This is a genomic window from Haloglomus irregulare (assembly GCF_007421925.1).
Taxonomy (GTDB): domain Archaea; phylum Halobacteriota; class Halobacteria; order Halobacteriales; family Haloarculaceae; genus Haloglomus; species Haloglomus irregulare.
Genome location: NZ_QMDX01000006.1, coordinates 1 through 15103, shown reverse-complemented (window position 1 = coordinate 15103; position 15103 = coordinate 1). Strand labels below are relative to the sequence as shown.

General features: G+C 70.9%; 16 protein-coding genes. 7 read left to right on the top strand and 9 right to left on the bottom strand.

Annotated features, from left to right (window positions below; translation table 11 throughout):
* Window positions 1-156: 156 nt before the first annotated feature.
* Window positions 157-1623, bottom strand: coding sequence for a proline--tRNA ligase (gene proS, locus DP107_RS10755; RefSeq protein ID WP_144262171.1), 1467 nt, complete (start codon window positions 1621-1623; stop codon window positions 157-159).
* A gap of 135 nt (window positions 1624-1758) precedes the next feature.
* On the opposite strand from proS, the gene DP107_RS10750 reads away from it, so the two are divergent.
* From DP107_RS10750 to DP107_RS10730, 5 genes are all read left to right on the top strand, one after another.
* The gene (locus DP107_RS10750; protein WP_144262170.1) at window positions 1759-2205 is read left to right on the top strand and encodes a GNAT family N-acetyltransferase; all 447 of its coding nucleotides are present in this window, start codon (window positions 1759-1761) and stop codon (window positions 2203-2205) included.
* An 825-nt stretch (window positions 2206-3030) separates the two neighbouring features.
* The gene (locus tag DP107_RS10745; protein WP_144262169.1) at window positions 3031-5391 is read left to right on the top strand and encodes a PAS domain S-box protein; all 2361 of its coding nucleotides are present in this window, start codon (window positions 3031-3033) and stop codon (window positions 5389-5391) included.
* Window positions 5392-5448: 57 nt separating this feature from the next.
* Window positions 5449-6450, top strand: a complete 1002-nt coding sequence (locus tag DP107_RS10740) for a PAS domain-containing protein (protein WP_144262168.1) — start codon at window positions 5449-5451, stop codon at window positions 6448-6450.
* Entirely contained in the window at window positions 6447-8156 is a 1710-nt protein-coding gene (locus tag DP107_RS10735; RefSeq protein ID WP_338072728.1) for a PAS domain S-box protein, read from the top strand. Before DP107_RS10740 ends, DP107_RS10735 begins: the two co-directional genes overlap by 4 nt.
* A complete protein-coding gene (locus DP107_RS10730; protein ID WP_144262166.1) occupies window positions 8153-8836 on the top strand; it encodes a HalX domain-containing protein in 684 nt (227 codons plus the stop codon). The genes DP107_RS10735 and DP107_RS10730 overlap by 4 nt, the downstream gene beginning before the upstream one ends.
* Here the strand turns inward: DP107_RS10730 and DP107_RS10725 are convergent.
* The gene (locus tag DP107_RS10725; protein ID WP_144262165.1) at window positions 8789-9106 is read right to left on the bottom strand and encodes a hypothetical protein; all 318 of its coding nucleotides are present in this window, start codon (window positions 9104-9106) and stop codon (window positions 8789-8791) included. The two genes, DP107_RS10730 and DP107_RS10725, sit on opposite strands and share 48 nt — an antisense overlap.
* A 72-nt stretch (window positions 9107-9178) precedes the next feature.
* Here DP107_RS10725 and DP107_RS10720 point away from each other — a divergent pair, with 72 nt between their 5' ends.
* Complete coding sequence (locus DP107_RS10720) at window positions 9179-10861, top strand: helix-turn-helix domain-containing protein (protein WP_144262164.1); 1683 nt, start codon at window positions 9179-9181, stop codon at window positions 10859-10861.
* Between the two features lie 579 nt (window positions 10862-11440).
* Window positions 11441-11629 (top strand): HalOD1 output domain-containing protein, encoded by a 189-nt coding sequence (locus DP107_RS10715; protein ID WP_144262163.1) that lies wholly within the window; start codon window positions 11441-11443, stop codon window positions 11627-11629.
* 51 nt (window positions 11630-11680) lie between these two features.
* Here the strand turns inward: DP107_RS10715 and DP107_RS10710 are convergent, their stop codons facing one another.
* From DP107_RS10710 to DP107_RS10680, 7 genes are all read right to left on the bottom strand, one after another.
* Window positions 11681-11917 (bottom strand): DUF2061 domain-containing protein, encoded by a 237-nt coding sequence (locus DP107_RS10710; RefSeq protein ID WP_144262162.1) that lies wholly within the window; start codon window positions 11915-11917, stop codon window positions 11681-11683.
* Between the two features lie 71 nt (window positions 11918-11988).
* Window positions 11989-12330: an AzlD domain-containing protein gene (locus DP107_RS10705; protein ID WP_144262161.1), complete on the bottom strand. Its 342-nt coding sequence runs from the start codon at window positions 12328-12330 to the stop codon at window positions 11989-11991.
* Window positions 12327-13055 (bottom strand): AzlC family ABC transporter permease, encoded by a 729-nt coding sequence (locus tag DP107_RS10700; RefSeq protein ID WP_144262319.1) that lies wholly within the window; start codon window positions 13053-13055, stop codon window positions 12327-12329. The genes DP107_RS10705 and DP107_RS10700 overlap by 4 nt, the downstream gene beginning before the upstream one ends.
* Window positions 13056-13176: 121 nt before the next feature.
* A complete protein-coding gene (locus tag DP107_RS10695; RefSeq protein WP_144262160.1) occupies window positions 13177-13704 on the bottom strand; it encodes a cupin domain-containing protein in 528 nt (175 codons plus the stop codon).
* 198 nt (window positions 13705-13902) lie between these two features.
* Entirely contained in the window at window positions 13903-14409 is a 507-nt protein-coding gene (locus tag DP107_RS10690; RefSeq protein ID WP_144262159.1) for a 2'-5' RNA ligase family protein, read from the bottom strand.
* Window positions 14410-14458: 49 nt separating this feature from the next.
* Window positions 14459-14653 (bottom strand): DUF7554 family protein, encoded by a 195-nt coding sequence (locus DP107_RS10685; RefSeq protein ID WP_144262158.1) that lies wholly within the window; start codon window positions 14651-14653, stop codon window positions 14459-14461.
* A 117-nt stretch (window positions 14654-14770) separates the two neighbouring features.
* Entirely contained in the window at window positions 14771-14950 is a 180-nt protein-coding gene (locus tag DP107_RS10680) for a hypothetical protein (RefSeq protein WP_144262157.1), read from the bottom strand.
* Window positions 14951-15103 lie beyond the last annotated feature (153 nt).

The window sequence follows — 15103 nt, the reverse complement described above, 5'->3', positions numbered from 1 at the left end:
TACGCGCGCCGGAGGCGCGCGTTTCACCGCTGGCGACCGGAGGGAGCCAGCGGCTTTTTCTCTGACCGTTTTTTGCCGCGAGTGGTGCCCGCAGGCTGGCGGCGAAGCCGCCAGCAGAGGACACCCGAGCGGGAAAAAAGCTCGCGGAAGAGCTCCTTAGTAGTTCTTCGCGAAGTACGCCGTGTCCGCGGCCGGCTCGCCACAGACGCCACAGGTGTCGTGGACCGGCGCCTCGTCGCGGTCGAGCGGCAGCATGACGATCTCGGCGGCGATCTGGTCCTTGATCTCGGTCTCGCAGCCCTCGTCGCCGCACCAGCCGGTCCTCACGTAGCCGCCGTGTTGGCCGAGCGTGCCGAGGATCTCGTCGCGGCCGTGGGCCTCGCGGATGTTCTCCTCCAGGGTCGCCTCGGCGGCGGCGTAGAGCTTGGCGTAGACGGTGTCCAGTGCCTCGCCGACGGCGTCGACGGCTGCGTCCCGGTCGGCGACCTCGCTCTCGCCGTCGGGGCGGTGGACCATCGTGACCTCGCCGTCCGCGACCTCGTTGGGACCGATCTCGATGCGGAGCGGGACGCCCTTCAGCTCCCACTCGTTGTATTTGAAGCCGGGGTTGCGCTCGTCGCGGTCGTCGAGGTGGACGCGGAACTCGTCGTCGAGGTCGGCGGCGAGGTCGGCGCTGTACTCCAGCACCTCGTCCTCGGTGTCCTCCTGCCAGATGGGGACGATGACGACCTGTTCGGGGGCGAGCGCGGGCGGGAGCACGAGCCCCTGGTCGTCGGAGTGGGTCATGATGAGCGCGCCCATCGCGCGCCAGGAGAGCCCCCAGGAGGTGGTGTGGGCGGTGCGTTCGGCCTCGTCGACGTCGGCGTAGGTGATGTCGAACGCCTCCGCGAAGGAGGTGCCGAGGTAGTGGGAAGTGCCGGCCTGGACGCTCTTCCCGTCGGGCATCAGCGCCTCGATGGTCGTCGTGGTGTGGGCGCCGGGGAACTTGTCGTGCTCGGGCTTGCGCCCGGTCAGCCCGGGGATGGCCATGACCTCCTCGTAGAGGCGCTCGTACTGACCCAGCCGGGCCATCGTCTCCGTCCAGGCGCCGTCCTCGTCGGCGTGGGCGGTGTGGCCCTCCTGCCAGAGGAACTCCTTCGTCCGGAAGAACGGCTTCGTGTCGGTGGCCTCCCACCGGACGACCGAGCACCACTGGTTCAGCCGCATCGGGAGGTCCCGATGCGACCGGACCCACCTCGCGATGAACGGGGTGATGATGGACTCGCTGGTCGGGCGGACGGCCAGCCGCTCCTCTAACTCCTCGTGGCCGGCCTCGGACACCCACGCCACCTCCGGGTCGAACCCCTCGACGATGTCCTTCTCCCGTTCGAGGTAGGACTCGGGGATGAACATCGGGAAGTAGCTGTTCTGGACGCCACTCGACTTGAACCAGCCGTCGAGGTGGTCCTTGATGCGCTCCCAGATGGCGTAGCCGCGCGGCCGGGTGACGATGAACCCGCCCATGGGGGCGTAGTCCGCGAGTTCGGCCTTCTGGACGACCTCGGCGTACCACTCGCCGGGCTTGTGGGCCTTGGACTCGGTGATGCCGAGTTCCTGGCCACCGCCGTCGTCGGTATCACTCATACCTGTAGGTGTCGGAGCGGCGTCTTAAACACGGTGCGTTCCATGCGAAACAGGGGCATGCCCGAGCCGGGTGCGTAGCTGATGCTGCCGCGCTCCGACGATACCGATTTATTCCCCGTGGTCGGACGCCCTCGCATGGAGACGGTCGAACTCGGGCCCGACGCCGCCGCCGAGCTCGCGGCCCTCTACGAGGCGTACGACTGGTGGGCGGACCGCTCCGCCGCGGATGTCCGGGCGGCGCTCCGGCAGACGATGGTCGCGCTGGGCGTCCGGGACGACGGCGACCTCGTCGCGGCCGCCCGCGTCGTCGGCGACGGCGTCTACTACGCGAAATGCTACGACGTGGTCGTCGCCGAGCCACACCGCGGGCAGGGGGTGGGCACGGAACTGCTGGACGCCGTCGTCTCCCACCCGGACCTGGACGACGTGTTCCTCTCGCTGACCTGTCGCGAGGGACTGGTCGCGTTCTACGAGCGGTTCGGGTTCGAGCCGTACCCGTCACCGGTCGAGCGACCCGACGGGCCCGCCGAGGGGATGTGTCACCGCTACCGCCCTCGGGACGATGACCCGGTGCTCGACTGAACCGACGGCTCGGACGACGGCGTGGACCGAGGCCGCCATTCCCCCTCGCGGGCCGTGCTCGGGAACGGTGGTCCGAGGGAATCCGCCGGCGCCGGGCCGCCCCGATTGATATCGGTATCCGAACGTGCCCCTCCGATACGGAACGGGTACAGGTTCATGCGTCCGGAAAGCGGCGCGTCCTGTCGTGACTAGAGTCGGTACATCATCCGCAGTGACATTTGGGGGCGTGCGTGACCCGGCACCCTCCTGGGTGACCGATGGGCTGTCCGTTCCGAACGTGCGTATCGACCCGTGCGCCCAGGGTGGTTCCGGCCGCCGCTGCCGTCGATGCGCGGTTCGCCGTTCGGACGGGAGGCGAGCGGTCTCGGGAACGGTTCGAGCCGTCGGACGACCGTGCCGGGCGCCGTCGGAGCCGGCAAGCGGCGGAGTGGTATCAGGTCGTGCAGACGGACGAAGCATACTTGCCCCTACTCGGTGTAACTGATTCAATGTCCAGTACGCATTCGCACGACCGATCCCCCGGGGCCCTCCTCTCGCTCTCGGCCAGGCTCACCCACGCGGGGACGGTCGAGGCGGCCGTCGCTCGCGCGGTCGAGGTGGCTGAAACGGCGTTCGACCGGCCGGCGGTGTCGGTCTGCAGGTACGACCCCGGCTCCGACGCGTTCATCACCCTGGAGTCGTCGGATCCGACCGCCTACCGACCGACCGGTCCCGCGGACGGGGTCCCGGCGTCGGTGGTCGAGCGGGTCCGTGACCGCACGAGCGGCGCCCCGACCGACGCCGTTCCCGAGGCGACGGTCGACGGCGGCCCCTGCGAGTCGATCAGTGCGGAGGCGCTGGGCCCCCGTCGGCGACCGGTGGCTCCTGCGTCTGGGGACGCGCGAGTCCGGCGGCTTCGACGAGGCGGCGCTGACGGTCGTCGAGGGGATCGCGGCGAACATCGAACCCGCGCTGCGCCGGACCGACCGGCAGAGGGCGGCCCCGCACTCGGCCGCCGGAGCGACGGACGACGCAGCCGCGCTCCGCCGGCTGAACGAACTCACGGTCGCCCCGGGTGCGTTCGACGAGACCGTCGAGCGACTGCTGTCGCTCGGCTGCGAGTACTTCGACCTCGATACCGGTATCCTCGCGCGGATCGACGGCGGCGACTACGAGGCCGAGGCCGTGGTCGACGCGACCGGGACCCACGAGGTCGGTGCGACGTACGGCCTCGAACGGACGATGTGCGAGGCGACGCTCGGCGGGAGCCGGACGGAGCCGCTGGCGTTCGCGGACGTCGCGGACACCGAGCACCGGGACCACCCGGCAGCCGGGAGCATCGGTGCGTACATCGCGGCGCCGGTGGTCGTGGGAGACGAGACGTACGGAACGGTGAACTTCTCGATGGCGACCCCCCGCACGGCGCCGTTCCGCCCGGTGGAGCGGGAGTTCGTCACGCTGGTCGCGGAGTGGGTCGGGACGGAGATCGAACGCCGCCGCCGGTTCGACCAGCTGGAGCGGTACGAGACCATCCTCGAGGCCGTCGGCGACCCGGTGTACGCGCTCGACACCGAGGGACGCCTCACCTTCCTCAACGCGGCGGCGGAGCGGGAGTTCGGCTACAGCGAGGAGGTCCTCGGGAAACACGTCTCGGTCGGCATGGACGCGGCGGACGTCGACCGGGTCCGTGAGCAGATCGAGGACCTCCTCGCCGGGGACGAGCGCTCGACGACCGCCGAGTTCGAACTGCGAACGAGGGACGGGGACCGCAGCGTCGTGGAGAACCGGCTCGCGCTGATCGGCGACGAGGAGTTCCGCGGCACCGCGGGCGTCCTGCGCGACATCACCGCTCGCAAGGAGCGCCGGCAGCGACTGGAGTCGTTCCAGCGGGCCGTCGAGGAGGCCGCCGACGGCGTGGCGATCTTAGAGGGCGACGAGTACGTCTACGTCGACCGGACCCACGTCGACATGTACGGCTTCGAGGACAAGGCACAGTTGCTGGGGAACACCTGGCGGGCGCTGTACGACGACGCGGAGATAGCGCGGCTGGAGGCGGAGGCGTTCCCGGCGCTGGAGTCCGAGGGGTACTGGCGCGGGATGGTGACCGGCAGCCGACCGGACGGGTCGACCTTCCCCGCCGAACTCTCCCTGACCATCGTCGAGGACGGGCGGCTGGTCTGTACGGTGCGCGACGAGACCGAACGCAAGGCCCGCGAACGGGAACTCGAACTGAAGGAGCGAGCGATGGACGAGGCCACCGTCGGCATCCAGATCACCGACCCGACGCGGGAGGGCAACCCGCTGGTGTACGTCAACGACGGGTTCGAGCGGATGACCGGGTTCGCGAGCGAGGACGTACTCGGCCGGAACCCGCGCTTCCTCCAGGGCGAGGCGGCCGACCCCCAGCAGACCGCCCGGCTCCGCGAGGCGATCGACGCCGAGGAGCCGGTCTCGCTCGAACTGCGCAACGTCCGGCAGGACGGGACCCCGTACTGGGCCCGCATCGCCGTCACGCCGGTGTACGACGACGACGGTGACCTGGTCAACTACATCGGCATCCAGCAGGACGTCACCGAGCGCAAGGAGCGAGCCCGGTGGCTGCGACAGTTCCTGAACGAGGGGCCGCTGCTGTTCGTCGAGACCCGCGAGGTCGACGGCGAGGCGGTCGTCGAGTCCTGCAACGACCGGCTCCTAGAGCGGCTGGGATACGACCGCGGGGCGGTCGAGGGACGGCCGCTCGCCGACATCTACAGCGCCGACTCCGCGGCGGAACTCCGAGAGCAGGGGTACGACCGCGCGCTCGAGGGGGAGTTCGAGTTGAGCGAGCGCGAACTGGTCGGGGCGAACGGCGAGTCGGTGCAGACGCTTCTGCGTGCGGTCCCTCGCCAGGACGGGACCGACGGGACGAGCGCGCTGTTCGTGGATATCTCGGAGCGGAAGGAGCGCGAGCGGGAGGCCCGTGCCCGGGTCGAGCTCCTCCGGCAGGTCTACGAGGTGACGACCGACCCGGGGACGGGGCTCGAGGAGAAGATCTCCGGGCTGCTGGCGGCGGGGAGTGACTATCTGGACCTGCCGCACGGCTTCCTGACCCGGGTCGAGAGGGACGCCGGGTCCGCGGCCGGGACCCAGACGATCGTCGACGCCGTCGGCTCGCACGACCGCCTCCAGCCGGGCGACTCGAGCCCGCTCTCGGAGTCGTACTGCTAGCGGACCATCGACCGCGACGACGTCCTGGCGCTCACCGACGCCGCCGAGAGCGACCTCGTGACCGATTCGGCGTACGAGCGGTTCGGCCTCGAGACGTACGTCGGCGGCACCGTGGCCGCCGACGACGAACCGTACGGGACGATCTGCTTCGCCTCGGAGGCGTCGCGGGCGTCGGCGCTCGAGGAGTTCGAGCGGTCGTTCATCAGCCTGCTCGGCCGGTGGATCGGCTACGAGATCGAGCGCAGGGACGCCCACGAGGAGCTGCGCCGGCAGCAGGAGCGGCTCGAACTGACGCTGTCGGCGACGAACACCGGAATCATCGACTGGGACGTCGAGACGGACGAGCTGACACTGAACCGTACGTTCCGCGACCTCGTCGGTCGGGAGGTCGGGACGGCGGAGGAGCTGTTCGAGACGGTCATCCACCCGGCCGACAGGGAGCGGGCGCGACGGGCGACCGAGGAGATGCTGGAGACCGGGGAGCTGGTGACCGCCGAGTACCGGGTGCGAACCGGGGCGGGCGAGACGCTGTGGCTGCGGTCCCGGGCGACCCCGAGGTGTGACGAGGACGGGACCCCGGTCGAGGTGCTCGCGGTCGTGACGGACATCACCGACCGCAAGGAGAAGGAGCGGGCCGTCTCGGAGAGCCGCCGCCAGTACCGCACCCTCGCGCGGAACATCCCGAACGGGGCCGTCCTCACGTTCGACGACGACCTGCGGTACGAACTGGCGGCGGGCGAACTGCTGTCGGCGTTCGGCGTCGAGGAATCCGACGTCGTCGGGGCAGCGGTCGGAACGCTCGCCGCAGACGCCGAGCACGAACTCGTCCCGCGGTTCGAAGCGGCACTGCGCGGCGAGCGGACGGACCGGCGCGTGACGCTCGGCGACCGGACCATCCGGGTCCACATCGTCCCGACCGACACCGGGGACGGGGACTCGACCGACGCCGCCGGGCTGTTGCTGGCACAGGACGTCACCGACGAGGCGCGGCGTGAACGGGAACTGTACGAGGAGCGCGAGCGGTTCCGCCCGAGAGCGTCGACGAGTACGCCTTCCTGACCGTCGACGAGGACGGCGACATCCGGACCTGGAACGCCGGCGCGGAGGAGCTCTACGGGTACGACGCCGAGACCGCCGTCGGGATGTCGGTGGCGGCGTTCCACCCGGAGTCGGACCGGGCATCGGGGCTCACCGACCGGTTGCTGCAGCAGACCCGAATCGCCGGCGAGGCCAGCCACGAGGGGTGGCGCGTCAGGGCCGACGGGTCGCGGTTCTACGCCGACGTGCGGTACGCCTCGCTCGAGAGCGAGGACGGGGCGTCCCGCGGCTACGCGAAGGTCGTCCACGACATGACCGAGCAACGGCGCCAGCGGCGCCGGACCGAGCGGTTCGTCGAGGAGTCCGAGGACGTCGTGACCATCGTCGACCCGGACGGGACGGTCACGTACGTCAGCGGCTCGGCGGAGCGGGTGTTCGACTACGACCCGGACGCGCTCGTCGGCGAGAACCTCTTCGACTACGTCCACCCGGACGGACGGGAGCGGGCGATGGAGACGTTCTTCGCATGCGTCGAGGGGGCCGAGAGTGCCACGGCCGAGTGCCGGCTCAGGTCCCCGGACGGAGGCTGGTTCAACGTCGAGGGTCGGTGTCGGAACATGCTCGACGACGACGCCATCGACGGGGTGCTGGTCTACCTCCGCAACGTGACGGCGCGGAAGCAGCGTGCCCGGCGGTTCGAGGGCATCTTCAACAGGACCTTCCAGGCCACTGGCCTGCTGCGCCCCGACGGGACGGTCCTGGAGGTGAACGACACCGCCCTCGAGTTCGGCGCCGGCGACCGCGAGTCGGTCGCCGGCGAACACATCGCCGACCTCGCGTGGTGGGACCACTCGGATGCCGAACGGGAGACGGTCCGCGACGCGGTGACCCGGGCCGTTGCCGGGGAGTTCGTCCGGTACGAGGCCGAGGTCCGCGGCGCCGACGGGCTCGCGACGATCGACTTCTCGGCGAAACCGGTCCACGACGAGGACGGGAACGTCAGCCTGCTGATCGTCGAGGGACGCGACATCACCGCCCAGCAACGACAGCGACGCCACCTGCAGGTCCTGCAGCGCGTGATGCGTCACAACATCCGCAACGACCTCATGAAACTCCGCGCCTGGACGCAGGCCATGTGCGAGGAGCCGGACGCCGAGCGACGGGCCGAACACCTCGAAACCGTCGAGGAGATCCTGGACAAGTGGGAGGGGATGAGCGAGAGGATGCGGGAGATGCGCCGCATCCTCCGGCCCGCGAACAGCCGGGAAACCACGACAGCGACCGATTCACTGATCGCGGACGCCGTCGACCCGGTCCGCGAGGCCCATGACGACGCGACGGTCCTGACGGAGGTACCGGACGACTGGATACGGGCCCCCGCGACGCTCGGCAAGGCAGTCGCCGAACTGGTACGGAACGCGGTCGAGGCCAGGGGGGACGCCACCGTCGAGGTCGCCCTGACCGGCCCCACCGACGGCTGGGCCGAGGTCGTCGTCCGCGACGACGGGCCGGGGATGCCCGAGATGGAGGCGGACGTGCTCGAGAACGGGGAGGAGACGCCGTTGAACCACGGACAGGGCCTCGGCCTGTGGATGGTCCGGATGATCGTCACGCAGGCGGGCGGCGAGGTGTCGGTCGAGTCGACGGCCGACGGGACGACGGTGCGTCTCCGACTGCCGACCGACCGGCGACCCCGGACGACCACCCCCGTCGAGCCGACCGAATGACCGCCGTACAGTCGCCCCGGGCCCGGATACTGGTGGTCGAGGACGACCGGGACCTCGCCGACCTGTTCGCCGACCGGCTCCGCGGGACGTACGAGGTGGAGACGGCCTACGACGGGCGCGGGGCCCTCGAACGGCTGGACGGGAGCGTCGACGTGGTGTTGCTGGACCGGATGATGCCCGGCCTCTCCGGGAGCGAAGTCCTCGAGGCCATCCGGGCCTCCGATTTCGACCCCCAGGTCGTGATGGTCTCGGCGGTCACGCCGGACCTCGACATCGTCCAGATGGGGTTCGACGCGTACGTGGAGAAGCCGGTCGACGACGCGGCACTGCGGGACACCATCGACCGGACACTGACCCGTGCGGAGTACGACGAGAAGCTGCAGGAGCTGTTCTCGCTCATCGAGCGACAGGACGCGCTCGAGGCGGTGAAACCGCCGGCGGTGCTGGAGGCCAGCGAGGAGTACCGCTCGCTCACCGACCGCCTCGAGACCGTCCAGACCGAGGTCGAGACGCTGCTGGTCGACCTCCCGGAGGAGGACTTCCGCGCCGCCGTCGAGCGCCTCCAGCGGACGGCCGCCGAACGGACGAGCGAGCGACGGTACGAGTCGCTCACGGAGGACGTACTCGACGGGTCACGGGAGGCGACGGTCGTGGTCGACGCCGACGGGTCCGTCGTGTAGGCCAACGAGGCGACGGAGCGGCTCCTCGGGGTCGACCGGAGCGACGTCCGGGGCCGCCAGTACGCCGCGGTCGCGGGGGAGCAGCTCCGGGACGTCGAGGCCGGGGACGAGTCGCTGGCGTCGCTGATCCGGACCGGACTGGCGGACCGCGAGCGCGAACTCGAGGCCACGGTCCACGTCCCGGCGGACGGGGAGCGGTCGGAGCGCTGGCTGGAGTACCGGGGCGCACCGATCGAGACCGGGCTGTACGCGGGCGGTCGGGTCGAACACTACCACGACATCACCGGCCGGTACAGGCGCGAGCGGTACCTCCGGACGCTCCACCGCGCGACGCGGGAGCTGATGGCCGCGGAGACGGCCGCCGCCGTCGCCGAGCGGGCGGTGACGACCGCGACGGACGACCTGGAGTTCCCGTACGCGGCGGTGTTCACGCGGGACCGGGGCACCGGCGACCTCGCCCCGGCGGCCCGCGGCCCGGCCGGTTCGGACGCGGACCCGACCCTGCCGACGCTCTCCGGGGGCGACGACCCGGTCTGGACGGCGTTCGCCGACCGGACGGAACGCGTCGACGCCGGGAGCGACCGGGAGCGCGGGTCCGGCGGCTGGCTCGACGAGGCGTTCGCCGACTGGACGCTCTGTCCGCTCGGCCGGCAGGGGGTGTTCCTCGTGGCGACGACCCGGGGGTCGCTCTCCGATACGAGACGGACCCTCGCGGAGACGTGGGCCGCGAACACGCGCCAGGCGCTCGAACAGATCGCCCGGACGCGGAACCTCCGGGACCGCGACCGGGAACTGGAGCAGCAGAACGAGCGGCTCTCGCGGCTGGACCGCATCAACCGGCTCATCCGGTCCATCACCCCGGCGGTGGTGGGCGCGGACAGCCACGCGGAGGTCGAGACGGAGGTCTGTCGCCGCCTCCTCCGCATCGACCGGGTCAACGGCGCCTGGGTCGCCGACGTCGACCTCCCGACCGACCGGACCGTCCGTCGGGCTTCAGCGGGTGACATCGACGACTACCTCTCCACCGTTCCACCGGCGGGGTCGGAGGTCGACGGGACGGGCCCGGACGAGTCGGCCCCGCCGACCCCCGCACGGCAGGCGTACGAGTCGCGGTCGCCGGTCTCCGTGGCGGACCTCGTGACCGCCGACGCCGGCGCCTGGTGGCGCGACCGGGGGCTGAGAGGGGGCACGAACAGCATCGTCGCCGTCCCGGTCGTCCACGAGTCCACGCGCTTCGGCGCGATCGAAGTGCATCTCGACCGCCCACAGGGGATGGTCGAGGACGAGGTCGACGCGCTGGCGGAACTCGGCGTGACCATCGGGCACGCCATCGGGGCGATCCGACAGCGGGACGCCCTCCTCTCCGGCGGGTCGACGGAGCTCACCTTCCTCGTCGACGCGGAGTCGGCGCTCTCGCGGTTCGCGACCGAGGTCGACGCTCCGACGTCCGTCACTGACATCTCGCACCACGACGACGGGACCTGCATGGTGTTCGTGACCCTCGAGGTCGATGCCGACCGCGACCGCGACCGGGTCGAGGCGCAGGTCCGTGAGCGGCCCGGCGTGTCGGTCCTTCGCAATGATACGACGGGCATCACCTGTACCGTGACGGTGGGGTCGGAGTCGCCGATCCGGCGGCTCGTCAGCCACGGTGCCGCACTCCAGGACGTCGCGGTTCGTCCCGACTCCGAAGCCGTGACCGTGACGGTGCAGCTCCCGTACGAGGTCGGGGTCCGCGAGTACGTGGCGGCCGTCACCGACGCCATCGACGGCGTCGAACTGGTGGCCAAACGGTATCGGTCCGTCGACTGGCAGTCCGACCCGACGGTCGCCGCGACCGTCGACGCCCGCCTGACCGACCGACAGCGGGAGACGCTACAGACGGCCTTCCACGCGGGCTACTTCGACTGGCCCCGCAGCGCCGACGCGGACACCGTCGCGGCGGAGCTCGGCATCGCGCAGTCGACGCTCAGCCAGCATCTCCGGACGGCGGAGCGCAAGCTTCTGGAGGAACTGTTCTCGTAGCCGTCGGGGCGGGGCACCCGCCGTTCGGTCGCCACGACTCGACGGCCCCACCGCCCCCGACCCGATGCCTATCGGTGGGCGCCAAGCAGTTGCGATATAGATACCAGTACGTGCCTTGTCGTGTCCGCCATTAGATGTGGCATGTCGATTACCGACCGGGCGAAGCGTGGGTCCCGGGGGACCGGGAGGCGCCGATGAGGCGGGTTTCCGCCGCTCACCACGCGGCTCTGTGGCTGTACGTCGCGCTCGTGCTGGCCGCCGTGTTCCTCCTCCTCTCCGGACTGGCCTGACGACCCTCGGCTTCGTGGCCGGACCTGCCGACCGTGCGTAGCTCGCGCCGCTGCCGGCCCGGTCGGCGTTCCCAACCGATGTGCATCGGTATCTCTGGGGACGGGCCGAACAGCAGAGGCATAGTACATAGCCCGGCGGCGCCGCTAGACGACGTATGAGCAAACCACGGGAGTCGGCCCCGCAGCGAACGCGCGGATGGACGTCGGACACCGAGGTGGTCAGGGAGTTCGACCGTCCGGTCAGCATGGTCGACGCCGTCACCTCGACCGTGGGGACGGCTATCGAGGCGTGGTCGGAGCTGTCCGAAGACCCCCGCTCTTCGAGTTCATTGACGTCGAGAACCTATACGGCCTGTTCCGAAGCGAGGCCGCCAGGGGCGGCTGGCCTTCCTCCGTGGAGTTCGAGTTCCAGGGCTGTGCGGTGACGATTCTATACGGCCGGACCGTCCGCGTCGTCATCGAGCGGGACCCGTTGTAGGGAGCCGTGCCGCGCGGCGGGCGGCACGGGGTTCGCGGCGTGGCGACCGGGTCAGACCCCCCATGCGATGTGGTCCCAGAGCCGCTCGTAGCCGTAGTAGGTCGCGGTCTTCACCAGATTCGTTACGAAGCCGATGCTGAGTGCCGAGGAGACGTCACCGACGACGACGTAGGCGACGAGGACCGTGATGCAGACCATCACCGCACGGTAGCAGACCGTCTTCACGACGGCCCGTGAAAGCGCCTGGTGGGGCCGTCGGGTGACCAGCCCCCTGAGCGTAGAGCGCATAACTGCCCTTCGACGGCGGGGGACAAGTAACCACCAGACATTGCAAAATTCGTTTCGATAACCGAAAACGGTTACAGCGCGCCGCCGACCGCCCCGAGCGCCACCAGCGCGACCATCCCGGCGACGATGGTGGCGAGGACGCTCTCGGTCCGCCAGGCGACGAGCGCGGCGAGCGCCCCGGCGAGGAGTCGGTCGTTCCCGACGACGGTAGGGACCCCGTCCGGGGCCGCGAGCGCCGGGACCACCAGCGCCGCCAGCACCGCCGCCGGGACGTACCGCAGCGCGCGCTCCAGCCGCGGGGGGGCGCCGCCGACCCGCTCGAACAGGAACAGGAAGGAGGCCCGCAGCAGGAAGGTGCCGACACCGGCGACGACGATGGCGAGCCACACCCGCGACCCGGGCGGGGTGCTCACGCGTGCCCACCCCCCGGCTCGTCCTCGCCGGCCCCGACCGCGTCGGGACCGACGACCGCCTCGGTGAGCAGGCCCGCCAGCACGCCCGCGACGGCGCCGACCATCAGCCCGGCCTCCAGCGGGAGCCCGACCCCGACCGTCGCCAGTCCGCCGCCGACCGCCGCGGCCGCGGCGGTCGCCCGGCCCTTGACCGCGGGCACCAGCAGCGCGAGGAAGGTGAGCGGCACGGCGAAGTCAAGCGGCAGCCACGGCGGTACCCGCGCCCCGACGACCGCGCCGATGACGGTGCACACCTGCCAGGCGGCCCAGAGCGGCGCCGCCGCGCCGAGGTAGAACGAGCGCCGGCTCGTCCCCGGCTCGCGCTCGAACCGCGTCACCGACAGGGCGTACGCCTGGTCGGTCAGCAGGTACGCCGACAGCGCCCGCCAGCGGCGCGGCTCGTCGAGGAGTTCGGGCGCGATGCTGGCGCTGTACATCACCAGCCGGAGGTTGATGACCAGCACCGTCACGACGACGAGCGCCAGCGGCGCGCCGTCGCCGAACAGGCCGATGGCCGCGAGCTGCGAGGCCCCGGCGAAGACGACCACCGACAGCCCGACGGCGTCCAGCAGCGTCAGCCCGGCGTTGACCGCGGCCGCGCCCGCCACCAGCCCGAACGGGACGATGCCGACGATGATCGGCGCGACGGCCCGGACGCCGGCGAGGAACGACTCGCGGCTCCCCATCGTGTCGCTGTCGCTTCCCACAGTGACGGGGGACTCCGTGCCCGCCGTCTCCATCCCCGGCTCGGCGCCCTCCTGTGTCACGTCACAGGCTCCGGGGGTGTCCGGTACGTGTCTTCCGACTTCAGGCGACGTCCAGCTCCGTGCCGCATTCGTTGCAGTAGACGGTCATCCCGTCGTCCGGCTCCTGCACCCCGTGGCTGGTCAGTTCGTCACACTCGCCGCAGGGGGCGAACGACTCCAGCGCCGCCCAGTCGTGCCGGCTGCCCGGCGCCGCGATGGCGAGCCCGACGACCGGCCCGTCGGACTCGTTCCGGCCACACTGGAACTGCCCCGGCGGGAACCGGACGGCCTCGCCGGCCCCGACCGCGACGGTCTCCGTCTCCGGCCGCCCGTCGGCGTGTCCCTCGGCGTGGTCCGGCTCGGGCTCCGGCCCGATGTCGAAGGTGGCGGTCCCCGCCAGGACGTAGAAGACCTCCTCCTGGTCGTGGTGGGTGTGGAGGCCGCCCGAGAACTGCTCGCCCGGGGCGAGTTCGTACCGGACCACGGTCACGTCCTCGGCCCCCAGCGCGTCGGTGACCGGCCGCCGGTCACGGTTGACGCCCATCGGATGTGGGTCCTGGCGCACGTCGTCGATATCGGTATGCTCCATCGCTCCGGCCTGCGTCCGGTCGCCACCTAAGAGTGTCCGTGAGCGGGCCGGGGCCAGCCCGCGTGCAGGGGGCCGACGGGACCTGCGGGCGGGTGCGTCGACACAGGCGACAGGCGCCGAACGTCCGTGATGTCTGCGGCGGAGCCGAGATACGAGCCGAACGGTTCGGAGCGGGCGGATATCTCGGATATTACTCGACTATCCCGACGATCCCGTCAGCGAGACGGACTCGACGACGGTCTCGTGGTAGGCGTCCCAGACGTCGATGCGGTCGATCTCCCAGTCGACCGGGCCGGCGTCGCGGCCGGCCAGCCGGCCGGCGTCGCCGCCGCGGGCGATGGTGACGTGGGGGACGTACTCGTCGCCCTCCAGCACCTCGCCGAACGGGTCGACGATGTCACAACAGCGCTCGTGGACCGCCAGCAGTCCCGGTGAGTCGACGGCGAGGTAGGCGACCGGGGCGCGGCCGCTCGGCGGGGCCTCGAACGTCTCGACGCCGGCCGCGCGGGCCGGGATGGGCCCGGTCCCCGCCAGCAGGTCCCGGGCCTCGCCGATCAGTCGGCGGTAGTCCGCGGCCTCGCCGAGCCGCTTCAGGACCATCGTATGCCGTTCGCGGGGCTCGGCGGTCCGACATTCGGCGGCCAGTCCGGCCGCGAGGCGGGACACGTCCGCCGGGACGGGGACGTTCAGGCTGTACGCTGGCACTGGCCGCCATAGCGAGCGCGGCAAGAAGAGCGTATCGAGAGCGGACCGGTCAGACGTAGTCCATGAAGTAGAGGACGATGAGGACGACGATGACCAGCCCGATGAGGTTGGTCAGCGGCCCGAGCAGCGGGGCGAGAGCGAACTCGATGAGGTCGAACGCGAGGTTCACCAGGATGTAGACGATGACCAGTGCCAGGATGATCTTCAGCAGCCCTTCCACGTCGAGGTCGGCTCTATCGAGCATCACCGTCGAAACTGTCGCCCGGCGGCGCAAAAGGGTAGTGGCCGTACGTACCGGTGTGAGAGCCGTTCTCCCGGCCCGACCCGGTGCCGGCCGCGACACCGGGGGTCCGGGCGATGCTCACCCGTCGTCCCGCCCGAGGACGAGCAGCACCAGCGCGGCGACCACGATGGCGGTCAGGAGCGGGGTGAACGGGCCCAGCACGACGTCGAGGAGCCACGCGCCGAGCCACAGGAGGCCGAGTGCGACGCCGAGCGCCACGACCAGTGCGGCCAGCCGCGACCCGACGGACCCGTTCATACAGATACAGCGCGGAAACCCACCCCTTCAGGGGTGGGAGGAAGCGCGTACGCTGCACGAAACCATCCACCGACGATAGCACGGCCGACTCCCCAACACCGTCGTGTTAACTTTGGCATCGATTCCACCAGACGGCGAAGGTTTGCAGCCACG